Origin of the sequence: Rhodococcus sp. MEB032, from assembly GCF_030208925.1 — a bacterium.
GTDB lineage: Bacteria > Actinomycetota > Actinomycetes > Mycobacteriales > Mycobacteriaceae > Rhodococcus_F > Rhodococcus_F qingshengii.
This window is the reverse complement of record NZ_JARVSY010000041.1, coordinates 1-22,534: the sequence shown is the minus strand read 5'-3', so window position 1 is coordinate 22,534 and position 22,534 is coordinate 1. Positions and strand designations below refer to the sequence as shown.

The 22,534-nt window shown below is 62.7% G+C and carries 23 protein-coding genes; 5 read left to right on the top strand and 18 right to left on the bottom strand.

Going from position 1 to position 22,534, the window contains the following annotated elements:
* Positions 1-43: 43 nt before the first annotated feature.
* The 5 genes from tatC to pafA all read right to left on the bottom strand — a co-directional run bounded on the left by tatC (position 44) and on the right by pafA (position 5,012).
* Entirely contained in the window at positions 44-1,072 is a 1,029-nt protein-coding gene (gene tatC, locus QRN54_RS29580; RefSeq protein WP_058038805.1) for a twin-arginine translocase subunit TatC, read from the bottom strand.
* A 73-nt stretch (positions 1,073-1,145) separates the two neighbouring features.
* Positions 1,146-1,421 (bottom strand): Sec-independent protein translocase subunit TatA, encoded by a 276-nt coding sequence (gene tatA, locus QRN54_RS29575; protein WP_003944836.1) that lies wholly within the window; start codon positions 1,419-1,421, stop codon positions 1,146-1,148.
* A gap of 134 nt (positions 1,422-1,555) precedes the next feature.
* Complete coding sequence (locus QRN54_RS29570) at positions 1,556-2,533, bottom strand: helix-turn-helix transcriptional regulator (RefSeq protein ID WP_030536343.1); 978 nt, start codon at positions 2,531-2,533, stop codon at positions 1,556-1,558.
* Positions 2,533-3,543 carry a helix-turn-helix transcriptional regulator gene (locus QRN54_RS29565; RefSeq protein ID WP_003944939.1) on the bottom strand — a complete coding sequence of 337 codons (1,011 nt, stop codon included), beginning with the start codon at positions 3,541-3,543 and terminating at the stop codon, positions 2,533-2,535. Before QRN54_RS29565 ends, QRN54_RS29570 begins: the two co-directional genes overlap by 1 nt.
* 110 nt (positions 3,544-3,653) lie before the next feature.
* Positions 3,654-5,012: a Pup--protein ligase gene (gene pafA, locus QRN54_RS29560; protein WP_007729869.1), complete on the bottom strand. Its 1,359-nt coding sequence runs from the start codon at positions 5,010-5,012 to the stop codon at positions 3,654-3,656.
* Positions 5,013-5,156: 144 nt separating this feature from the next.
* Between pafA and QRN54_RS29555 the strand changes: the two genes are divergently transcribed.
* A complete protein-coding gene (locus QRN54_RS29555; protein ID WP_007729871.1) occupies positions 5,157-6,575 on the top strand; it encodes a bifunctional phosphatase PAP2/diacylglycerol kinase family protein in 1,419 nt (472 codons plus the stop codon).
* A 37-nt stretch (positions 6,576-6,612) separates the two neighbouring features.
* Here the strand turns inward: QRN54_RS29555 and prcA are convergent, their stop codons facing one another.
* From prcA to dop, 4 genes are all read right to left on the bottom strand, one after another.
* A complete protein-coding gene (gene prcA / locus QRN54_RS29550) occupies positions 6,613-7,380 on the bottom strand; it encodes a proteasome subunit alpha (protein ID WP_003945006.1) in 768 nt (255 codons plus the stop codon).
* Positions 7,377-8,255 (bottom strand): proteasome subunit beta, encoded by an 879-nt coding sequence (gene prcB, locus QRN54_RS29545; protein ID WP_054187394.1) that lies wholly within the window; start codon positions 8,253-8,255, stop codon positions 7,377-7,379. Before prcB ends, prcA begins: the two co-directional genes overlap by 4 nt.
* The gene (locus QRN54_RS29540; protein ID WP_003944925.1) at positions 8,252-8,446 is read right to left on the bottom strand and encodes a ubiquitin-like protein Pup; all 195 of its coding nucleotides are present in this window, start codon (positions 8,444-8,446) and stop codon (positions 8,252-8,254) included. Before QRN54_RS29540 ends, prcB begins: the two co-directional genes overlap by 4 nt.
* Positions 8,447-8,594: 148 nt before the next feature.
* Positions 8,595-10,094: a depupylase/deamidase Dop gene (gene dop, locus QRN54_RS29535; RefSeq protein WP_007729884.1), complete on the bottom strand. Its 1,500-nt coding sequence runs from the start codon at positions 10,092-10,094 to the stop codon at positions 8,595-8,597.
* A gap of 58 nt (positions 10,095-10,152) precedes the next feature.
* On the opposite strand from dop, the gene QRN54_RS29530 reads away from it, so the two are divergent.
* Positions 10,153-10,710, top strand: a complete 558-nt coding sequence (locus tag QRN54_RS29530) for an NUDIX hydrolase (protein WP_007729886.1) — start codon at positions 10,153-10,155, stop codon at positions 10,708-10,710.
* Positions 10,711-10,745: 35 nt separating this feature from the next.
* Here the strand turns inward: QRN54_RS29530 and QRN54_RS29525 are convergent, their stop codons facing one another.
* Both QRN54_RS29525 and arc read right to left on the bottom strand, forming a co-directional pair.
* Positions 10,746-11,423 (bottom strand): TIGR00266 family protein, encoded by a 678-nt coding sequence (locus QRN54_RS29525; RefSeq protein ID WP_003944961.1) that lies wholly within the window; start codon positions 11,421-11,423, stop codon positions 10,746-10,748.
* Between the two features lie 117 nt (positions 11,424-11,540).
* Positions 11,541-13,316 (bottom strand): proteasome ATPase, encoded by a 1,776-nt coding sequence (arc, locus tag QRN54_RS29520; RefSeq protein WP_003944870.1) that lies wholly within the window; start codon positions 13,314-13,316, stop codon positions 11,541-11,543.
* A gap of 195 nt (positions 13,317-13,511) precedes the next feature.
* Here arc and QRN54_RS29515 point away from each other — a divergent pair, with 195 nt between their 5' ends.
* Positions 13,512-14,036, top strand: coding sequence for a WKL family lipoprotein (locus tag QRN54_RS29515; RefSeq protein WP_003944789.1), 525 nt, complete (start codon positions 13,512-13,514; stop codon positions 14,034-14,036).
* 64 nt (positions 14,037-14,100) lie between these two features.
* Here the strand turns inward: QRN54_RS29515 and QRN54_RS29510 are convergent, their stop codons facing one another.
* On the bottom strand, positions 14,101-15,024 hold the full coding sequence (locus tag QRN54_RS29510) for a tRNA (adenine-N1)-methyltransferase (protein WP_007729892.1): 924 nt from the start codon (positions 15,022-15,024) through the stop codon (positions 14,101-14,103).
* Between the two features lie 138 nt (positions 15,025-15,162).
* On the opposite strand from QRN54_RS29510, the gene QRN54_RS29505 reads away from it, so the two are divergent.
* Both QRN54_RS29505 and QRN54_RS29500 read left to right on the top strand, forming a co-directional pair.
* Complete coding sequence (locus tag QRN54_RS29505) at positions 15,163-16,053, top strand: RecB family exonuclease (RefSeq protein ID WP_370852750.1); 891 nt, start codon at positions 15,163-15,165, stop codon at positions 16,051-16,053.
* A 1-nt stretch (position 16,054) separates the two neighbouring features.
* Positions 16,055-16,864 carry a thioesterase family protein gene (locus QRN54_RS29500; RefSeq protein WP_003944950.1) on the top strand — a complete coding sequence of 270 codons (810 nt, stop codon included), beginning with the start codon at positions 16,055-16,057 and terminating at the stop codon, positions 16,862-16,864.
* A 46-nt stretch (positions 16,865-16,910) separates the two neighbouring features.
* Here QRN54_RS29500 and hisG read toward each other — a convergent pair whose 3' ends face one another.
* The 6 genes from hisG to QRN54_RS29470 all read right to left on the bottom strand — a co-directional run.
* Entirely contained in the window at positions 16,911-17,762 is an 852-nt protein-coding gene (hisG, locus tag QRN54_RS29495) for an ATP phosphoribosyltransferase (protein ID WP_003944905.1), read from the bottom strand.
* A 97-nt stretch (positions 17,763-17,859) separates the two neighbouring features.
* Entirely contained in the window at positions 17,860-18,123 is a 264-nt protein-coding gene (locus tag QRN54_RS29490) for a phosphoribosyl-ATP diphosphatase (RefSeq protein ID WP_003944933.1), read from the bottom strand.
* A gap of 59 nt (positions 18,124-18,182) precedes the next feature.
* Positions 18,183-19,043, bottom strand: coding sequence for a pseudouridine synthase (locus tag QRN54_RS29485; RefSeq protein ID WP_494289656.1), 861 nt, complete (start codon positions 19,041-19,043; stop codon positions 18,183-18,185).
* Positions 19,044-19,100: 57 nt separating this feature from the next.
* On the bottom strand, positions 19,101-19,961 hold the full coding sequence (gene trhO, locus QRN54_RS29480) for an oxygen-dependent tRNA uridine(34) hydroxylase TrhO (protein WP_285183683.1): 861 nt from the start codon (positions 19,959-19,961) through the stop codon (positions 19,101-19,103).
* 12 nt (positions 19,962-19,973) lie between these two features.
* Entirely contained in the window at positions 19,974-20,672 is a 699-nt protein-coding gene (locus QRN54_RS29475; RefSeq protein ID WP_007729900.1) for an HAD family hydrolase, read from the bottom strand.
* Positions 20,665-22,534: vitamin B12 dependent-methionine synthase activation domain-containing protein (locus QRN54_RS29470; protein WP_285183679.1), on the bottom strand; the 1,870-nt coding region annotated here is incomplete at its 5' end. The genes QRN54_RS29475 and QRN54_RS29470, both read right to left, overlap by 8 nt.

Here is a 22,534-nt window from a genome sequence, read left to right as displayed (position 1 = left end):
CCTCGTCAGGGTTTCACACGCCGCCGACGTGGTGGCACGGCGCTCAGAGAGTGTCAGTGAAATCCTGGCCGGGCGCGTTGTCGCCGGCGGTGTCGGATTTCTTCGCGACCGGAGCCTTGGACTTGGACTTACGTCCGAACAATCCACTCGATTCGGCCTTGGGTTTGGTCGGATTGTCGAAAGCCTCGTTCAGATCGGACGGAGCCGAGATGGAGGAAGCTTCCTCGTCGGACAGTGCGCCCCAGTCTTCACCGGCTCGCTTGGCCTTACGTTTGTCGTTGAGGCGAGCGATCTGGACCGCGACCTCGAAGAGAAGCGTCAGAGCCAGCGCGAGCGCCAACATCGAGAACGGATCCGACCCTGGCGTGGCAACTGCAGCGAATACGAAGAGCCCGAAGATCAATCCTCGACGCCAGGCCTTCAAACGCTCGTACGTCAGAATGCCGGCAAAGTTCAACACGACGACGAGCAGTGGGATTTCGAAGCTGACGCCGAAGATGAGCAGCAGATTGATGATGAAGCCGAAGTACTCCGAACCACTGAGCGCGGTGATCTGGACGTTGTCACCGATGGTCAGGAGGAAGTGCAAAGCCTTCGCCACGACGAGGTACGCCAGGATTGCGCCGAGAATGAAGAGAGCGGCACCTGCGGTGACGAATCCGACCGCGTAGCGACGCTCTTTGGCGTAGAGGCCCGGGGTGATGAATGCCCACAATTGGTAAAGCCACACCGGGCAGGCAAGAACGATGCCGGCGGTGAGCGCCACTTTGAATCGCAGCATGAACTGCTCGAACGGCCCGGTCGCCAGCAATCGGCACGCATCGTCGGTGCTGAGGTTGGCGCGACTCTCGGACGGAAGCTCACAGTACGGTCCGCGAAGCAGATCGCCCAGACTTTCGAGACCGAGTATCGAGTGTGAATACCAGAAGAAGCCAAACGCCGTGGTGATGATCACGCCGAGGAATGCGAACAACAAACGAGTCCGCAATTCGTACAGGTGGTCGACCAACGACATGGTGCCGTCTGGGTTGACCTTCCGCTTGCGGTTACGCGGGTCTAACGGAATACGCACTGTGCATCCTGGTCTTGGTCAGCAGACAACCGGGGTGAACGAATATTTCACCCCGGCTAGAACGCAGTGTGTACTAGAGCGGCTTGACTTCGGTCGGCTGCGCAACAGGTGCTGCTGCACCGTTTGCGACCACCGCGGTGTTGGCCGTCGGCAACTGTGCCGGAGCAGGCTGTGCGACCGGCGCGCTTGCGGGCGCCGCATCGTCGTTCTGCATTTCCTTGACTTCGCTCTTGAAGATGCGGAGGGAACGACCCAGACCGCGTGCTGCATCGGGAAGCTTCTTCGACCCGAACAGAATTACGACGACAACAGCGACAATCAGCCAATGCATCGGCTGCATTGCACCCATAACGACCTCCCATGATCAGATTCCTCGATGCTACCGGACACAACCGGCGCTCGGAGGTGCCAAAGCACTTACTTCAGCTACCTTTTACCTGTTTGTTTCCTGCGAACTCACTGAACGTGAAGTTTCCCGAAGTTTTACGAACCGATTACGTCATAGGCGTCGAGCGCCGCAACGGCTCGATCATGGACTTCGGAGACCAGTTCCGGCGGATGAAGGACCCGAACGCCCTCACCGAATCCCAACACCAGCCTTGCCATCCATTCAAGTGTTCCGAAACTCATCGTCGCCTCGACCGACCCGTCGTCGTTCACGTGCTCGACGTCCAACGGGTAGTAGTCGAGCATCCACACCCACTCTTTGGTGATGAACAACCGCGCTTCCGGAAGGGAACCGTCGCCGCTGAACAATTCGAGATTCGAATCCTCCTCGAGGGCCTGCGGCGGCGGGTCGGCGGGCTCGTCGAGTTGGACGGCGGCGTCGATCCGATCGAATCTGAACAACCGCACTCCCTCGGCTTGACGGCACCACGCCTGGAGGTAGCTGTAGTTGTCGACCAACACGATACGAACGGGGTCGACGATGCGCTCGGAGACCGCGTCGCGCGAGGCGGAGTAATACGTCAATCGCAGGGCGGTCTTGTCTGCGAGCGCGGCTCTGACCGTCGCTGCTATCGGGTCTTCGGCGATGTCCGGCGCCGGCGATGTGTCCCGGTCCTGACCGATGGCTCGTGCCGCGGCCGAGCCTGCTGCGTCCTCGATCTTCGCGATGGCACGCTGCGCCGAGGACGGATCGACCATGCCGGGCATTTCCACCAAGGACCGCAGGGCGATCAGCAACGCCGTCGCCTCCGTCGAGGTGAGGCGCAACGGGCGATCGATCCCGGCCGAGAACGTGACCTCGATACTTTCCTCGGAGAAGGACAGGTCGATGAGATCACCGGGACCGTAACCGGGCAGTCCGCACACCCACAATTGATTGAGGTCGGTCATCAGTTGAGTGGTGCTGACACCGAGCTCCTCGGCGGCCTCGGCGGGACTGATGCCAGGATTTGCGATGAAGTACGGCACGAGGTTGAGCAGCCGTGCCAACCGCGACGACAGTCGATTGCTCATCAGTGGTCCCCCTGTCCATTGCCGGTGATCGGGCTCGCCGCGGCGGCGCGCAGCTTCGCGACGACCTCAGCACGCAAATCCGGTGGGTCCAGCACCAATGCGTCCAACCCGTGACCGGCGATCAACCGAGCGGTCCATTCCCAGGATCGGACGGGGATGGCCAGCACGCTGCCGTCGCGATCGGTCAACCGCCGTTCGGACGACGACGTCGCAAGCCGCCGAAGCTCATGGGCGCGGCCGTCTGCGACCCACACCGTAGCCGTCCCGGTCACGACGCCCGAACCGGTCACGCGATCGACGACCTCGCGAAGGTCGACACCTTCAGGTTTGTGAACCGAACCGGCCGGGCCGAACTCCCTGACGTCGTCACCGATCCGTGAGAGCCGGAAGGTCCTCACCGCATCACGGTCGACGTCGTGCCCGACCAGGTACCACTTGCCGTTGTGCGTGACGACGCCCCACGGTTCGACGGTGCGCTCGGTGAACGGTTCGTTCAATGCACCGCGGTGCTGAAAATGAACTGCTCGGCCGGCGTCGACCGCTGCAAGAAGCTTGCCGAGCGCGGGCTCCGAACCGCGGGTGCGCGCGGGAATCGCGGTGACCGGGGCGGCACTGACTTCTGAGTCGACCTGGACGCCCGCCGCTCGGAGTTTGAGTAGTGCACTCTGGGCTGCCGAAATCAGTTCCGGCGACTCCCACAACTGCACCGCGACGGCGACTGCAGCAGATTCCTCGCTGGTGAGGTCCACGTCCGGAAGCTCGTAGGCATTGCGATTGATCCGATACCCCTCGACGGTCGAGAACCGTCCTGCCAGACCGGTTTCCAACGGGACACCCAGGTCACGAAGTTCGTTCTTGTCGCGCTCGAACATGCGACTGAACGCTTCGTAGTTCGCGGAATCGTTGTACCCGGCCACACTGTCACGGATTTTCTCCGCCGTGAGGAACTGTCTGGTGGACAGCAACGCGATCACCAGGTTCATCAACCGCTCGATTTTTGATGTCGCCACGCCGAAATCCTAGTGGCTATCCGATAACCGAACGCGCGCCGGACACTTTCGTGCCCGGCGCGTCGCCGCAAAACAGACCTGCCGTCTTGTACATCTCGAAATTGAGTGACCTACATCGAAGCGATCAAACGCTCGACACGCTCGTCGACGGAGCGGAACGGGTCCTTGCACAGCACCGTTCTCTGCGCCTGATCGTTGAGCTTGAGGTGAACCCAGTCGACTGTGAAGTCCCGGCCTGCTGCCTGGGCTGCGGTGATGAAGTCGCCCCGCAATTTGGCGCGCGTGGTCTGCGGCGGATTCTCGACGGCGTCGTCGATCGTTTCGTCCTCGGTGACCCGCTTGACCAAGCCCTTGCGCTGGAGAACGTCGAAGACACCCCGGCCGCGTTTGATGTCGTGGTACGCCAAGTCGAGCTGCGCGATCTTGGGATCGGACAGGTCGAAACCGTGACGGTCCTGGTAGCGCTGGAACAGCTTGCGCTTGATGACCCAGTCGATCTCCGTGTCGACCTTCGCAAAATCCTGAGCTTCGACGGCATCGAGGGTGCGACCCCACAGGTCGACTACCTGCTCCACCTGCGGGTCCGGTTCGCGGTTACGCAGATGTTCGACTGCCTTGGCGTGGTATTCGCGTTGAATATCGAGGGCACTGGCCTGACGTCCACCAGCAAGGCGAACCGGCTTTTTACCGGTCACGTCGTGACTGACCTCGCGGATGGCACGAATCGGGTTGTCCAGCGCGAAATCGCGGAACGACACCCCGGCTTCGATCATCTCGAGCACCAGTGCGGCAGAACCGACCTTGAGCATCGTCGTCGTTTCGGCCATGTTCGAATCGCCGACGATCACGTGCAGGCGGCGGTACTTCTCGGCGTCCGCGTGCGGTTCGTCGCGGGTGTTGATGATCGGACGCGAGCGAGTGGTAGCCGACGAGACGCCCTCCCAGATGTGTTCCGCGCGCTGCGAGAGGCAGAACGTCGCGGCCTTCGGAGTCTGCAGTACCTTTCCGGCGCCGCAGATCAACTGGCGCGTGACGAGGAACGGCAACAAGACATCCGAAATGCGGGAGAACTCACCGGCGCGCGCGACGAGAAAGTTCTCGTGGCAGCCGTACGAGTTTCCGGCCGAGTCGGTGTTGTTCTTGAAGAGATAGATGTCGCCACCAATACCCTCCTCGGCGAGTCTCGCCTCGGCGTCGATCAGCAGTTCTTCGAGCACACGCTCACCGGCACGGTCGTGATTGACCAGCTGGATGAGGCTGTCGCACTCGGCCGTCGCGTACTCCGGGTGCGAACCCACATCCAGGTACAAGCGGGCTCCGTTACGGAGGAAGACGTTGGAGCTGCGACCCCACGACACGACACGACGGAAGAGGTAACGAGCAACCTCGTCGGGGCTCAGTCTCCTGTGCCCGTGAAAGGTGCAGGTAACGCCGAATTCCGTCTCGATACCCATGATTCGTCTCTGCACACTTCGACAGTACAACCAGAATGCGAGGTTCACCCGTGTACTTCGATCGCGTCGTAAGTCACGACTCGACAACGTCGGGCGGCAGCATAGTGTGACGGTGTGAGCCTTATTCGCCGAAAAGTTGTCCGAAGCGACGTCAAAGTCATGGAAAGCACTGGAGCACTGCGCCCTTCCGTGCTCGACCCGACCATGCGGTTTCTCTCCAGAGCCGCCGATCACGGCGTTTTGTGGATGGTTGTCGCCGCCTTGCTCGCGATGATCGGCGGGCGGCCCCGTAGGGCAGCAGCACGCGGGCTGCTCGCACTGGCCGGTTCCAGCGCGCTGGCCAACGGCATACTCAAGCCCCTCTTTCCCCGCCGACGCCCACCGGCACGCGTCTGGCTGAGCCCGAAGCGAGGCGTCGACATTCCGACGTCGTCCTCGTTCCCCTCCGGACATTCGTCTTCGGCCGCGGCATTCACCGCGGCAGTGGCCATGGAGTCCCCGGTTGCTGGAGCTGCTCTGGCACCACTGGCCGCAGCAGTGGCGTACTCACGCGTTCACAACGGAGTCCACTGGCCGTCCGACGTCTTCGCAGGCCTCGCGGTCGGCGGTGCTATCGCTGCCGGCACGCGTCGTTGGTGGGCGGTGCGGGACGAAGAGCCCGCCGAACTCGGACCCGAGTGCGTGGTTCCCGCGCTCCCGCGCGGAGAAGGCTTGTTGGTCTTCACCAATCCTGGTTCAGGCTCCGAGGACGACGGGATCGTGGAATCGATTCGAGAACTACTACCGGAAGCGATCGTCTACGAGTTCGACGCGGACATCGACTTCGACATGCAGATCGATGCCAAGATCCCCGAGCTCTCGCCGAAAGCGTTGGGTGTATGCGGCGGCGACGGAACAGTGGTCACGGTCGCGACCGCGGCGACAAAGCATGAGCTACCACTTGCGGTTTTTCCCGGCGGAACATTGAACCATTTCGCCCGCGACGTCGGGGCGGTGAATGTCGAGGAGACCGCACAGGCAGTCGAGTCCGGTCAGGCGGCATTCGTCGACCACGCGGTGGTGCGCACGGATTCCGGAGTGACTGCACGGTTTCTCAACACAGCCAGCCTCGGTGGATACCCGGATGCTGTGCGCCTGAGGGAAAAATGGGAACCGCGTTTCGGTAAGTGGCCGGCCGCAGGAGCCGCGATGATCCGGGTTCTCGCAGCGGCGGAGCCGATGACGGTCACCATCGACGGGAAGCGGACCACAATCTGGATGCTGTTCGTCGGAAACGGGCGATACTCCCCCGCCGATCAGGTGCCGATGTCGCGTCCGGAGATGAACCGTGGACTACTCGACGTCCGCTATCTGCGCGCGGACAAGAAATTCTCGCGCTCACGTCTGCTGTTTGCGGCTGCCACAGGAACATTGGGCAGCTCGCGGGTCTACGTTCGCGAACTCGTCTCGTCGATGTCGGTTCGAGTCGCCGATTCACCGGTAGCCATCGCCACCGACGGTGAAGTGGTGGCAGACGCGCGCCGGTTCGATTTCGACACCGAACCGGGCGCGGTGGCCGTCTACCGAGTCACTCAGTAACTCCAGACCTGCAGTAACTCCCAGACCTACGGAGTATCTAGGAGGGTGCGTCGCCGTTTGCCGGCGGCGCATCCTCGACTGCTGCCGGAGCTGGAAGCATCTCTTCCAAAACCGTTCCAGCGATCCGTTTGAACGCACGGCGTGGACGATTGCTGTCGAGTACGGCAACCTCGAGTGCACTCACATCGAGAGTTCGTGGTTCCGCCTCAGTGGTTCCGGCCGGTGCCGGGCCGCCCTTTTGGAGCGCCCCGACTGCAATCCGCACTGCGGATTCGAGGTCGAGGTCTCGCTGGTACGACTCGCGCATCGCCGTCACGATCGGTTCGGTCGTGCCGCCCATGACCACGAATTCCTGCTCGTCCGCGATGGATCCGTCGTACGTGATCCGGTAGAGCTGAGCCGGCGTACTGCTTCCGAAGCGACCGATCTCGGCAACACAGATCTCGACCTCGTACGGCTTGGGCTGCTCGGTGAAGATCGTTCCCAGGGTTTGTGCGTACGCATTGGCGAGCGAACGCCCGGTGACGTCCCGACGGTCGTACGAGTACCCACGCATGTCTGCGTGGACGATGCCCGCGCGGCGCAGATTCTCGAACTCGTTGTACTTGCCCACTGCCGCGAATCCGAGACGGTCGTACAGTTCGCTGACCTTGTGCAGAGCACGCGACGGGTTCTCGGCGACAAAGAGCACTCCGTCGCGGTAGGTGAGAACGACGACGCTGCGCCCGCGGGCAATTCCCTTGCGCGCCAATTCCGAACGATCGCGCATGATCTGTTCGGCTGATGCGTAATACGGCATCGTCATAGCGCAGACTCCCCTTCCGGACTCGCGGTCGCCGTGCGAGCCGCGACGATCTCCCTGGCGATCTCGGCAGCCCTGGTGGGCGACAACTCCACAGCGCCGGCCGAGGTGATGGTGACCGCCGTCGGATAGATCCCTCGTGTCAGATCAGGACCACCGGTAGCCGAATCGTCATCTGCCGCGTCGTACAGCGCCTCGACGGCGAACCGAAGCGCGGTGTCCTCGTCGATTCCCGGTGAATACAGCTTCTTGAGCGCCGATTTCGCGAACAGGGAGCCGGATCCGACTGCGTGATAGCCCGCGCGCTCCTCGTATCGCCCACCGACGACGTCGTAGGAGACGATGCGACCGGCGGTGGACGGATCGACCGCGTCCAGGTCGTAACCCACGAGCAGTGGCACAACCGCCAAACCTTGCATCGCTGCTCCGAGATTTCCTCGAACCATCGACGAAAGTCGATTGGCCTTGCCGTCGAACGTGAGTGGGACGCCTTCGATCTTCTCGTAATGTTCGAGCTCGACCGCGAAGAGCCGGACCAGTTCGATTGCGATCCCGGCCGTACCGGCAATACCCGCAGCCGAGTAGTCGTCCGTGACGTACACCTTCTGCACGTCACGGCTGGCGATGAGATTGCCCATCGTCGCTCGGCGATCACCCGCGAGCAGAACACCACCCGCATAGCTGATCGCGACGATGGTGGTGCCGTGCGGAGCTACGTCTCCCCCGCCCATGACAACACCTCCTGTGTCGGCGAAGCGGTTCTGCGGAAGATGCTCCGGTGCATGCACCCGAAGGTATTCCGAGAATGACGACAGATTCGAGCCGAAGCTCAACCGTGTGTCCCCGTCTGTGATCCGGGGCGCGCGATCCACCGTCACTGGCCGCCCTTCTGGACGTAGGCACGGACGAAGTCCTCGGCGTTCTCTTCCAACACGTCGTCGATCTCGTCGAGCAGGTCGTCGGTTTCTGCAGCGAGCTTCTCGCGACGTTCCTGGCCGGCACTGCCGTCGCCACCAGTGGTTTCGTCGTCTTCGCCGCCACCGGCACGCTGCGTCTGTTCTTGAGCCATCGCCGTCGACCTCCTTGTGTGAAGGGAGCTCTCGCGAGCATCCTGTTCGGCCCAGCAGAGTCGGTAACTGATCCCGCTCGGACCTTCACCCTACCGAGCGGCACCGTCAGGTGTGGAGAGACGCGACGGCGAGCCGCATCGGCTGATTTCAGTGAGTGAGCTGATCAACCAGTTCCGCGGCGCTGTCCACGGAGTCGAGCAACGCTCCGACGTGCGCTTTGGTACCTCGAAGCGGCTCGAGGGTGGGGATACGGATCAACGATTCACCGCCGAGATCGAAGATGACCGAATCCCAGCTCGCGGCCGCGATATCGGCACCGAATCGGCGTAGGCACTCGCCCCGGAAGTATGCGCGAGTGTCGGTGGGAGGGTTCGTGACCGCGTCGAGAACCTGCTGTTCGGTGACAAGCCGCTCCATGGAGCCGCGAGCAACCAGGCGGTTGTACAGGCCCTTGTCGAGTCGCACGTCGGAGTACTGCAGATCCACCAGATGCAATCGCGGCGCCGACCACGCGAGTCCCTCACGATTGCGGAACCCTTCGAGCAGACGCAGTTTGGCCGGCCAGTCGAGGATGTTCGCGCACTCCATGGGATCGCGCTCGAGGAGATCGAGAACCATCGCCCACTTGGCGACGATATCGTCCGCTCGCGGATCACGATCGGTCTCACGGTTGAGGAACTTCGAGACACGTTCGAGGTAAATGCGTTGCAGCGCAAGCCCTGTCAGTTCACGTCCGTCGGCCAGCGCAACGGTCTTGCGCAGAGTGGGGTCGTGACTGATGTGGTGGACGGCGGTGACCGGACGCGCCAGTTGCAGATCGGTGAGGTCGACACCTGCCTCGATCAGGTCGAGTACCAGCGCCGTTGTTCCCACCTTGAGGTACGTCGACATCTCCGCGAGGTTCGCGTCACCGATGATGACGTGCAGGCGGCGATACTTGTCCGCATCCGCGTGCGGTTCGTCGCGGGTGTTGATGATTCCGCGCTTGAGAGTGGTCTCGAGGCCTACTTCGACCTCGATGTAGTCGGATCGCTGCGAAAGCTGGAATCCGGCCTCGTCGCCGGACTGACCGAGACCCACACGACCGGAACCGCAGATCACCTGCCGGGACGCGAAAAACGGCGTCAAACCGGTCACGATCGAGGCGAACGGGGTCTCACGTGAGCAGAGGTAGTTCTCGTGCGTGCCGTACGAGGCACCCTTGCCGTCGACGTTGTTCTTGTACAGCTGCAGCCGTGGCGCACCCGGCACGCTGGATGCGTGCCGCGCAGCCGCTTCCATGACGCGTTCGCCGGCCTTGTCCCAGATCACGGCGTCGAGCGGGTCGGCGACCTCGGGCGCCGAATACTCCGGATGGGCGTGATCGACGTACAACCGTGCCCCGTTGGTGAGAATCATGTTCGCGGCGCCGATCTCGTCCGCGTCGATCACCGGCGCGGGACCGCTCATTCGCCCCAGATCGAAGCCTCGGGCATCTCGCAGCGGAGATTCGACCTCGTAATCCCAGCGTGTGCGCTTGGCCCGCGGCACGCCCGCTGCGGCGGCGTAGGCAAGCACCGCCTGGGTTGAAGTGAGAATCGGATTCGCCGACGGCTCACTGGGTGAAGATATTCCGTATTCGACCTCGACACCGATGATCCGCTGCATGACACAAGAGCCTATGTGATTGCGGCGCGGCACCCACAGGCGTGGCACAGTTGGAGGAATGCACCAACCTCTCACCGCAGACCTGAATCCCGCGGACGAGGTAGTCGCCGTGTACGACCGGACGGGTAATCCGATCGGCCGAGCACCACGTTCGGTCGTCTACTCGGGTGGGCTCTGGCACGCGAGTGCGGGCGTCCTGGTTCGTACCGGGGACGGCTCCCGCATCTACGTCCATCGCCGAACCGACACGAAAGCGGTGTTCGGGGGCTATCACGACTGTCTTGCCGGAGGTGTCGTCGATCCAGGTGAGACGCCGCAGGAAACTGCGATCCGTGAAGTCGGTGAAGAACTCGGAATCTTCGGAACTGCAGACCAGCCACTCCGACTGACGGAGATCGCTCGAAAATCCTGGGACGGCGAGTGGAACAACTCTCCGTTGCGCTGTCACCTGTTTGCGTTCGAACTCAGATACGACGGACCGATGGCACATCAGCCCAGCGAGATCGCCGAAGGTTGGTGGTGGACGCCGAAAGAACTCGGCGCCCACCTGCAGGACCCGTCGTGGCCGTTCGTTCCGGACTCACGCGCGCTGCTGGCCGACTATTGCTGGAGCTGAACACCGCTGGGACTGAACACTGGTGGGACCTGTGATCAGCCCGGGGTGATCGCCGAGAGCCAAGCAGCGAACGCGCTGGGGTTGCGGGTCTGCGCGAGAACGCGACCGGGTCCGGTGAAGTCGAAGACAAATCCTTCACCGGACTTCATCGACTGAATGGTGCGCCCCTGAACGGCGCGCCGCATGTTGAAATTCATGCCGAGGTCGTAGGCGACCACGTGACCGGTATCGATCGTGACCGTCTCGCCTGGCTGCAAGTCGATGACGTCGATCGCGCCGTAGACGGCCAGCACTACTTCACCGTCGCCACTTGCCCGCAGGCCGAAGCCTCCCTCACCGCCGAAGAGGTTGGACATGCCGCCCCACTTGGACTCGACCGTCACACCGTAGGAGTTGGCCAACCAGGTTCCACGGTTGAGGAAGAACGGGCGATCAGAGGTGATGGTCAGCGGGATCAGATCTCCGGGAAGCACACCAGTCACGTCGACCCAACCACCTTGCGGCGGAGCGGTATACGTCGTGACGAAAAATGATTCGCCACTCAGCATCGACCGCTTGAGTCCCTGCAGGACGCCGCCCTGCGCCTTCGCTTCGAGTACTACGCCGGCAGAATGCGCGAGCATCGCCCCGCTCTCCACGCGCAACGGTTCGCCGGGCGCGAGGTAGCAGCGAGCGACTGTGGACGACGGATTGTGTCGAAGATGTATCTGCACGGCGGGACTCTAAACCAGCGCGACCGACCGGTCCAATCGCAACGAGTCAACGGCAGCGACGCAGAGATCGGGCCGACAACTCTCGCGGAGTGGCCGGCCCGATCGATGTTCGTTTCGCTACAGGTACTGGCCCGTGTTCGACTCCGTGTCGATCGCGCGGCTTGCACTGGCGTTCTTGCCCGTGACGAGAGTGCGGATGTAGACGATCCGCTCCCCCTTCTTGCCCGAAATACGTGCCCAGTCATCAGGATTGGTGGTGTTGGGCAGATCCTCGTTCTCGGCGAACTCGTCGACGATGGAATCGAAGAGGTGCTGCACACGCAAGCCCGGAGCACCGGTGTCGAGCACAGACTTGATCGCGTACTTCTTGGCGCGGTCGACGATGTTCTGGATCATCGCCCCCGAGTTGAAGTCCTTGAAGAACAGAACTTCCTTGTCGCCGTTGGCGTACGTCACCTCGAGGAAACGATTCTCTTCGCTCTCCGCGTACATGCGATCGACGACGCGAACGATCATCGCCTTCAAGCAGGCAGTGCGATCTCCACCGAACTCGGCGAGGTCGTCCGCATTGATCGGCAGACCGTCCACCAGGTACTTCGAGAAGATGTCCTGAGCCGATTCCGCGTCGGGGCGCTCGATCTTGATCTTCACGTCCAGTCGGCCGGGACGCAGGATGGCCGGGTCGATCATGTCCTCACGGTTGGAGGCGCCGATGACGATGACGTTCTCGAGCCCTTCCACGCCGTCGATCTCGCTGAGCAGCTGCGGAACAACCGTTGTCTCGACGTCGGAGGAGACTCCCGAACCACGGGTACGGAAGATCGAGTCCATCTCGTCGAAGAAGACGATCACCGGCGTGCCCTCGGACGCCTTCTCACGAGCACGCTGGAAGATCATCCGGATGTGACGCTCGGTTTCGCCGACGAACTTGTTCAGAAGTTCCGGGCCCTTGATGTTCAGGAAGTAGGACTTGGCGTCCTTGCTGTCCTGACCGCGAGCTTCGGCGATCTTCTTGGCCAACGAGTTGGCGACGGCCTTGGCGATGAGCGTCTTGCCGCAACCAGGCGGACCGTAGAGCAGTACACCCTTCGGCGGCCTCAGCGAGTACTCGTGGAACAGATCCTTGTGGAGGAACGGGAGTTCGACGGCATCACGGATCTGCTCGATCTGACGCCCGAGACCACCGATGTCGTCGTAGTGAACGTCCGGAACTTCCTCGAGAACCAGATCTTCGACCTCGGCCTTCGGGATGCGCTCGAAGGCGTACCCGGCCTTGGTGTCGACGAGCAACGAGTCGCCCGGACGCAGTTTCCTGGTCGGAGAATCGGCGTCGTACGCGATGATGTCGGCTTCGGGGTCGGCGAAGACGGCCGCCAACGGCGCTGCGAGCCAGACGATGCGCTCTTCGTCGGCATGGCCGACCACCAGTGCGCGCAGTCCGTCGTCGAGTACCTCACGGAGCGTGCTGATCTCACCGACCTGCTCGTAGGTGCCGGCCTCGACGATGGTGAGTGCCTCGTTGAGGCGAACCGTCTGCCCGAGGGCGAGGGTGTCCGTGTCGATGTTCGGTGAGCACGTCAACCGCATCTTGCGACCCGACGTGAACACGTCGACGGTCTTGTCCTCGTGTACCGAGAGAAGGACTCCGTAACCGCTCGGCGGTTGACCGAGTCTGTCGACTTCTTCACGAAGCGCGATGAGCTGCTGACGGGCCTCTTTGAGGGTGTCCATCAACTTGCTGTTTCGGATGGACAACGAGTCCACCTTCGACTCCAGCTCACGCACCTGCTCCGGCGATTGTGCAAGTTGTCGGCGCAGTACTTGTGCTTCCACTCGTAGCGCGTGGAGTTCTTCTGCTGCCGCAACCGAATCCGGGTTCTCTGTCGAGCTCATGTGCGTCTCCTCCCAGTGCGATCCATCAACGCTACCGGCATAAGGCCCCAACTGTCGCCAGACACGGTGCGCGAGTGCGAATTCACACCTGCGCGCGGACCGTGCCGACTGGTCTCAAGCCAGAATTTGGTCATGTTAGCCTTGCCTACAAGATGGAGACAGCGCCTGTCTCTCTTTACAACGAAAGGTAACGCTGTGATCATCCGCAAGACTCTCATCAGCGCTTGTGCTGTCGCTGCCGTCCTGACCATGGGTGCATGCAGCTCGGACGACAACAAGGATTCGACGGCTGCAAGTTCGACTTCCGCCGCCGCCTCGAGCACCACGGCGAAGGCCTCGGCTTCCGCCACGACGTCAGCTGCCGCTGCCGCAGCGGCTCCGACGGCCGAGGAGCTCAACGCTTCGCTCGTCGCTCTGATCGATCCGGCCAAGCCGATCGAGGAGAAGACCGCTCTGGTGGTCGACGGAACCAAGCGTCAGGCCAACATCGAGACGATGAGTGCTGCGCTGGGCGGTAACCCTGCCTACGCGATCACGTTCAACGTGGACAACGTCAAGGTCGACGGTCAGACCGCAACCGCAGACGTCGCCGTCGTCAGCCCGCACGGCGCCGCCCCGGCCACCCCGTGGACCTGGGAGCTCGAAGACGGCTCCTGGAAGCTGTCCGACACCTCGGCTTGCGTGCTCCTGGAAATGGGCCGCGCTTCCTGCACCGCATAACTTCCAGCTACTACAAGAGCGGCGATCCGGATACCGGATCGCCGCTCTTGCTGTTTTCGTGTGACTACTTGGCCGCGGTGTTCGAGCCCTTGCCCGCACGCCGCTGCGGCTTCGGGGTGACAGTTCCTTCGGCGAGACGACGAGCGCTCACGAGGAACGCGGTGTGGCCTTGCATCCGATGTTCGGGGCGCACCGCCAAACCGACGACGTGCCAACCGCGCACGATCGATTCCCACGAGCGTGGCTCGGTCCAGCATTCCTGCTCGCGCATCGCCTCGACGACCTTCGAGAGCTGAGTAACGGTCGCGACGTAGACGATCAACACGCCGCCCGGCACGAGTGCCTTCGAGACGGCAGGCAGGACGTCCCACGGGGCCAGCATGTCGAGGACGACGCGATCGACCTTGCCTCCGTGCGCTTCCGGATCGAACTCGGCGAGATCGGCGATGGTCAGTTCCCAGTTCGGCGGACGTTCCCCGAAGAAGGTCTCGACGTTGCGAACCGCATGTTCGGCATGATCGTCGCGGACCTCGTAGGAGATGACCTTGCCCTCGGGTCCGACGGCACGCAGCAGCGAACATGTCAGTGCGCCGGAGCCGGCTCCGGCCTCGAGCACGCGTGCTCCTGGGAACACGTCGCCTTCGTGGACGATCTGAGCTGCGTCCTTCGGGTAGATGACCTGGGCACCGCGCGGCATGGACAGCACGTAGTCCACCAGCAGGGGGCGCAGTGCGAGATAGGGCGTGCCGTTGACCGACTTGACGACGCTGCCCTCGTCGGCACCGATCAGATCGTTGTGAACGATTCCGCCCTTGTGGGTGTGGTATTCGCGGTTCGCCTCGAGAACGATCGTGTAGTGGCGTCCCTTGCCGTCGGTCAGCTGTACTCGGTCGCCGACGCGGAACGGACCTGACGGCCGCTTGCCCGGCGCAGTGAGATCAGCTTCTGGAAGCTCTTGTTCGGGAATCTCGGCGACAGCGGACTGCACAACCTCATCCACTTCGGTCGTGCCTTCTTCTGGTTGCAGCTCGTTCGCCATGCGCAGATGATCCCTGTTCGCTTGTTTCCGGTGTCCTCGCCACCGGCTCCGACGGAGTTGTCGGACCAACCGCATAGCCTGCCAGGTGTGAGCTCTGTCGAATTGCCAACCCCCACTCCAACGGGTGCAACATCACACGAGCGCCCGCGTAGTCGGCCGGCGCTCTCTCCGTCTCGGGCGGGTGACTACAAACAATGCCCCCTGCTCTATCGCTTCCGAGCAGTCGACAGAATTCCGGAAACGCCAACCAGAGCCCAGGTCAGAGGCACCGTCGTACACGCGGCACTGGAAGCACTGTTTGCACTCCCGACCGGTCACCGGGTTCCCGATCGCGCAGCCGAACTCGTCCGTCCCGCGTGGGAACGTGTCAGTGCCGAGTCTCCCGAGGCCGCTGACCTTGTTCCGGAGGGCGAGCTGGATTCGTTCCTCGACGAAGTCGGCAAGCTCGTCGCGACGTACTACACGCTCGAAGATCCCACTCGATTCGATGCCGAGGCGTGCGAGGTCTACGTCGAGACCGAATTGGAGAACGGCGTTCGACTCCGCGGCTTCGTCGACCGGATAGACGTTGCACCGACGGGTGAGGTGCGGGTGGTCGACTACAAGACCGGAAAAGCGCCTCGCGAGTTCACCGAATCCAAGGCGCTCTTCCAGATGAAGTTCTACGCGCTCGTACTGCTGCGCACTCGCGGAATCGTTCCCGCACAACTGCGCCTGATCTATCTGGCCTCCGGCTCGATTCTCACGTACGCCCCGGATCACGACGAGCTCATCCGATTCGAGCGAACCCTCTCCGCCATCTGGAAAGCGATCCTCGCAGCAGGTGCGACCGGAGACTTCAGACCCAAGCCTGGCAAACTGTGCGACTGGTGCGATCACAAGTCACTGTGCCCCTCGTTCGGCGGAACACCTCCGCCCTATCCAGGTTGGCCGGACCTGCTGAGCACCGAACCTGTTGCCGCAAAGGAGAATTCATAACATGACGGACAGTTCGTACTACCGCTACCTCGGAACGACGGAGGAAGGGCACGAGCGGTTCGCGAGCACGCAGGCAACTGTCAGCATCTGGGGCCCGACACTGCAGCACGGCGCTCCCCCGTCGGCGCTGTTGGTACGAGCCCTCGAGCGGTGCGGTGCGCGCGACGAAACCCGTCTGACGCGCGTCGTCGTCGAGATTCTCGGACCGATTCCGATTGCCGACCTCGAAGTCCGGTCCTGGATCGAACGACCCGGTCGCCGAATCGAATTGATCGTCGCCGAACTGTGGGCAACCACCGCCGACGGATCTGCACGCGCGGTTGCGCGCGGTACGGCGTGGCGGATGGAGACGGTGGATACCGGCGACGTCGTCCACGTAGTCGATCCCCCGCTCGAACCCCGCGACAGCGGCACCCCGGGCGTTCTCGAGGGTCTGTGGAGCGTCGGCTATCTCAAGACCCTCGACTGGTCCTGGATTGCTCCGATCGGGTGCGTGGGAACCGGGAAGGTATGGGCGCGCCCCAAGCCAGAGCTGGTCGAGGGTGAGAAGATGTCTGCTCTCGAGCGTTTGTTCGCGGTGGCCGACATCTCAAACGGGGTCGGCGCCAAGCTCGACCCGGAGCACTGGACGTTCCTCAACACAGATCTCACGGTGCATATCTTCCGTGTGCCCGAGGGAGAGTGGGTCGGTGTCGCCGCCGAAACCACAACGGGTCCGGACGGCGTCGGCATGTGTGCGGGCGTGCTCTACGACGAGCAGGGTGCCGTGGGCCGTATCGCCCAGACTTTGCAGATTCGCGCCCGTTCCTGATTTCCAGGAACGGGCGCGAATGCGCGTAAATCTATTCAGGCAGTGATCAGAAAGCGCGTACCGAGCGGATGTTCGACGCGAGGATGGCCTTGGCACCGAGTTCGGCCAAGGCATCCATCACCTGGTTGTGTCCCTTGATCGGGACCATCGCGCGAACCGCGACCCAGTCGGGATCGGCCAACGGCGAGAGGGTCGGCGATTCCATACCGGGTGTCATCTTGATGGCGTCGTCGAGGATGGTGCGCGGGCAGTCGTAGTCGATCATCAGATTCTGCTGCGCGAAGACAATTCCGCGTACGCGCTCGATGAGCTGGTTGCGGGCGGGATCGTCCTGCGGAGCGCCGGTGCGCTCGATCAGGACACCTTCGGAATCGCAGAGCGATTCACCGAAAGCCACGAGGTTGTGTTGGCGGAGAGTACGGCCCGATCCGACCACGTCGGCGATCGCGTCGGCGACGCCGAGCTGAATCGAGATTTCCACTGCTCCGTCGAGACGGATGACGGTGGCGTCGAGTCCGCGATCTGTGAGGTCCTTACGGACCAGGTTCGGGTACGACGTTGCAATGCGCAGGCCGGACAGATCCTCGACGGCCCAGTCCTTGCCGGCCGGTGCTGCGTAACGGAACGACGAACGGCCGAAGCCCAGTGACAGACGCTCGGATACGGGAGCACCCGAGTCGCCGGCGAGATCACGACCGGTGATGCCGAGATCCAGCTCACCGGAGCCGACGTAGATCGCAATGTCCTTGGGGCGCAAGAAGAAAAACTCGACCTGATTGGCCGGATCGAGGACTGTCAGATCACGGGAATCGGTGCGTCGACGGTAACCGGCCTCGCTGAGAATCTCGGCGGCGGACTCGGACAGTGAGCCTTTGTTGGGAACTGCTACGCGCAGCATGGTGGATGTCCTTTCGGAAGGTGTGGGTGACGTGAGACGACATGAATCGGAAGCCCTGGACGAGCGAGACGGAGTACATCTCGCTGGTCAGCTCCGATCACAGATGTCGGTACACGTCCTCGAGGGTCAGTCCGCGACCGACCATCAACACCTGTGTCCAGTACAGCAGCTGGGAAATTTCCTCGGCGAGCTGCTCATCGCTCTGGTATTCCGCAGCGATCCACACTTCACCGGCTTCCTCGATGACCTTTTTGCCCTGAGCATGCACACCGGCGTCGAGGGCGGCGACAGTGCCGGACCCCTCGGGGCGAGTAGCAGCGCGCTCGGTCAATTCGGCGAACAAGGATTCGAAGGTCTTCACGGGTAGCTATTCTTTCACGAGGACGGAAGCGGTTTTCACACGCCCACGAACAGCGGTGTTCACAGGCCTGCGTCGAGGCTGCGCGAACTCACGAACCTGCGGGTCTGCCCGGTGATCGGATCCGGGTACTCCAACGCTCGCGCCAACAATCGCAACGGAGTCGAGAAGTCACCGGGCACTGCGGGCAGATACTCCGGATAGTAGTTGTCACCGACGATCGGGACGCCCAGCGAGTTGAGGTGCAGCCGAAGCTGATGGGTCCGGCCGGTCCGTGGGAGCAACCTGTATCGCCCGAGCGTCCGGTCGGCCGAGTCGGTGATCACCTCGATCAGTTCGATCGAGGTCTCACTGTTCGGCTCGCCCGCGATTTCGGTAGCCGTCATCTCGCCGTGAACTTTGTTGATGCGGCTGCGCACCGTGCGAGGGAAAGTCAGTTCCGGATCGAAGCCCGCAATCGCCTCGTACTCCTTGACGATCCGCTGCTCGGCAAAAAGTTCCTGGTACGGCCGTCGTAGGTCCGGTGTCACGGTGAACACGATGACACCCGCCGTCATCCGGTCGAGGCGGTGAACTGGCGCAAGATCCGGAAGGTCCAGGTCACGACGCAGGCGCACGACTGCGCTTTCGACGATGTGCGCTCCCCGTGGAATGGTCGCCAGGAAGTGCGGTTTGTCGATCACGAGAATCGAGTCGTCGCGGTACAAGATCTCGATCTCGTGCGGAACCGGAATCTCGGGGGCCGGCTCGCGGTAGAAGTACACGAACCGGGTCGGCTGATAGGGCGTTCGGCTCGTGATCTTCCGCCCGTGCTCGTCGACGACGTCCCCGGCGCTGACGAGGTCCGCCCACAGGTCCCGCTCCCCGGGATGCTCGCCGACCAGGTGCTCGAGGACGGTCCGCGCCGACGACTCCGCCGGCATCCGCAGCCGGTCAGGTCCGAGACCGTTTCGGATCGGCAACGGAGCCTTGGGCACAGCTCAGTCCTGCTCGAGGTCTGGTGAACAACTCTCGCAGAGCAATTCGAGGGTTCGGCCGTCGCCGTCGATCCGGTTGCGGTACCGCGGGGTCGGAGTACCACAATCGACACACACGCCGAGTGTCTTGGCTTCGGATGAGAACTCGATGTTCATCCGCTTGTCGAACACGTACAGGGAACCGTCCCAGAGGCCGCGGTCGCCGAAAGTCTCGCCGTAACGGACGATTCCGCCGTCCAACTGATAGACCTCGTCGAAGCCACGTGAGCGCATCAGCGAAGACAACACCTCACAGCGCACTCCGCCGGTGCAGTACGTGACCACGGCTTTGCCCTTGAGATGGTCGTATTTGCCACTGTCGAGTTCGTCGACGAAATCCCGAGTGGTGGCGACGTCCGGAACTATCGCATCTCGGAAACGGCCGATCTCGGCTTCGAAGGCATTGCGCCCGTCGAAGAACACGACGTCGTCACCGCGAGTGTCGACGAGTTCGTGTAGTTCCTTGGGCACCAGGTGAACTCCTCCGCCGACCACACCGTTCTCGTCGACTTTCAGCTCGTCTGGGGCACCGAACGTCACGATCTCCGAGCGTGCCTTGACACTCAGACGAGGGAAATCGTTCCCGAGGCCGTCCGACCACTTGATGTCAGCGGTACGGAAGGGTTCGTAACCACGCGTACCACGGACATATCGCTTGACATCCTCGATGTCTCCGCCGACCGTCGCGTTGATCCCGTGCGGCGAGACGATGATCCGGCCCGTCAGGTTGTTGGACTCGGCCAGGCTGTGCTGCCACAGCTTGATCGCTTCCGGGTCCGCCAACGGCGTGAACTGGTAGAAGAGAACAATTTTCGGAATAGCCACAGCAAATCCAGCCTAACGTGCCGCGCTCGAGTGAACGTCGTGAAGATCGTGAATGGACAAGTCCAACAGGGACTCTCGAAACACGCGTCCAGGGCCGGCGGGGACGTCGACCTCACACGGAACGACGAGCACCGCGCAACCCGCAGCGCTGGCCGACGCCGTGCCGGTCGGCGAGTCCTCGATCGCGAGGCACTGCGCCGGCTCGAGTCCGAGCAGATGCGCGCCGCGCAGGTACGGATCCGCTGCCGGTTTCCCGTTGGGGACCTCGTCGCCACACACCGAATGGTCGAAGAACTCACGGCCGAGCATGCCGAGTGCCCGATCGACCAGAACTCGCTCGGTGTTGGTGACCAGTGCAGAACGCAGACCACCGTCACGCACGGTCGACAGTGCGTCGCGAGCACCCGGCCGCCAGGTCACGCCGTCCTCGAAAAGATCGCCGACGCGGGTGTACATCCAGTCCTTCGCCTCGGCGATGGCATCGGGATGCTTCTCCAGGCCGAGAGCGTCGAACACCGTCGCAAGGGCGAAGGGGCTCGACGCACCGATGACGGCAACGCGTGTCGCTTCCGTCATCGGTCCGCCCAGGCGTAGGGACAGCTCACGAAGCGCGATGTCCCACAGCTTCTCCGAATCGAGCAGGGTGCCGTCCATGTCCCACAGGACACCACCGAGCGTTGATTCGGATACTTCGGTCAACAACTCAGACATTGAAATACTTTGCTTCCGGGTGGTGCAGGACAAAAGCGTCCGTGGACTGCTCGGGATGCAGCTGCAGCTCCTCGGACAATTCGACGCCGATTCGTTCGGGTTCGAGCAACGCAACCAACTTGGCTCGATCCTCGAGATCCGGGCACGCGCCGTATCCGAACGAATAACGAGCGCCGCGGTACTCGAGATCGAAGTAACCGGCAACCTCGGTGGGATCCTGCTCCGCGACGGTGTGACCCTCGGGAAGCACTAGCTCTTCACGGACGCGTCGATGCCAGTACTCGGCCAGAGACTCCGTGAGCTGGACACCGATTCCGTGAACCTCGAGGTAATCGCGGTACGAGTTCGATGCGAACAACTCGTTGGCGAAGTCCGCGATCGGCTGACCCATCGTCACCAACTGGAACGGAAGAACGTCGACCTGCCCGGTGGCCTCGGCGTCCTTGCGCGAGCGAACGAAGTCCGCGATGCACAGGAAGCGGTCGCGGTGCTGGCGCGGGTAGGTGAACCGGAACCTTTCGGGTGCATCCGGTTTCGGCTCGGTGAGCACGATGACGTCGTCGCCCTCCGAGATCGCCGGGAAGTACCCGTACACGACCGCGGCATGCGCGAGGATGCCCTCGGACGTCAGCCGATCGAGCCAGTACCGAAGTCGCGGACGGCCTTCCGACTCGACCAGTTCCTCGTACGTCGGACCATCGCCCTTGCGCTGACCGCGAAGGCCCCACTGGCCGAGGAAAAGAGCGCGCTCGTCGAGCAGCCCCGAGTACTCGGACAGCGAGATTCCCTTGACGATGCGCGAGCCCCAGAAGGGAGGTGTCGGCACCGCGATGTCGGTTGCGACATCGGAACGCTCCGGCAGGACCACGGGAACCGCTGCAGCCTTACGCTTTTCGGCGATGCGCTTGGAACGCTCGTGACGTGCCTTACGCTCGGCAGCCTTCTCGCGAGCAGCGATGGCCTCCGGGCTGTCCGGCGCCGGGCCGCCACCACGCTTGGTCGTCATGATCTGGTCCATCAAGTTCAGACCCTCGAAGGCGTCGCGGGCATAGCTGACGTCGCCCTCGTACACCTCCTGCAAGTCGTTCTCGACGTAGGAGCGCGTGAGCGCCGCACCACCGAGCAGAACCGGGAACTTCTCGGCGACTCCGCGTGCGTTGAGTTCCTGGAGGTTTTCCTTCATCACGACAGTGGACTTCACGAGCAGTCCGGACATGCCGATCACGTCGGCTTTCTTGTCCAACGCGACGTCGAGGATGGTCGCGATCGGCTGCTTGATACCGATGTTGACGACCTCGTAGCCGTTGTTGCTCAAGATGATGTCGACAAGGTTCTTGCCGATGTCGTGGACGTCGCCCTTGACGGTCGCGATCACGAGGCGGCCCTTGCCGTCCTCGTCGCTCGCTTCCATGTGCGGTTCGAGGAATGCCACGGCAGCCTTCATGACCTCGGCGGACTGCAGAACGAACGGCAACTGCATCTGTCCGGAGCCGAACAGCTCGCCGACGGTCTTCATGCCCGAGAGCAAGGTCTCGTTGATGATGGCCAGCGGAGGCTTGATCGTCATCGCCTCGGTGAGGTCGTCGTCGAGGCCGTTGCGCTCGCCGTCGACGATGCGGCGTTCGAGCCGGTCGAACAACGGAAGTCCGGCGAGTTCCTGCGCACGGGACTCGCGCGCCGACGCAGCCGAGACACCCTCGAACAGAGCCATCAGCTTCTGCAGCGGGTCGTAGCCCTCGCTACGACGGTCGTAGACGAGGTCGAGTGCGGTTTCACGCTGCTCGTCAGGAATTCGGGCCATCGGCAGAATCTTGGACGCGTGAACGATCGCCGTGTCCAGACCGGCCTCGGTGCACTCGTGC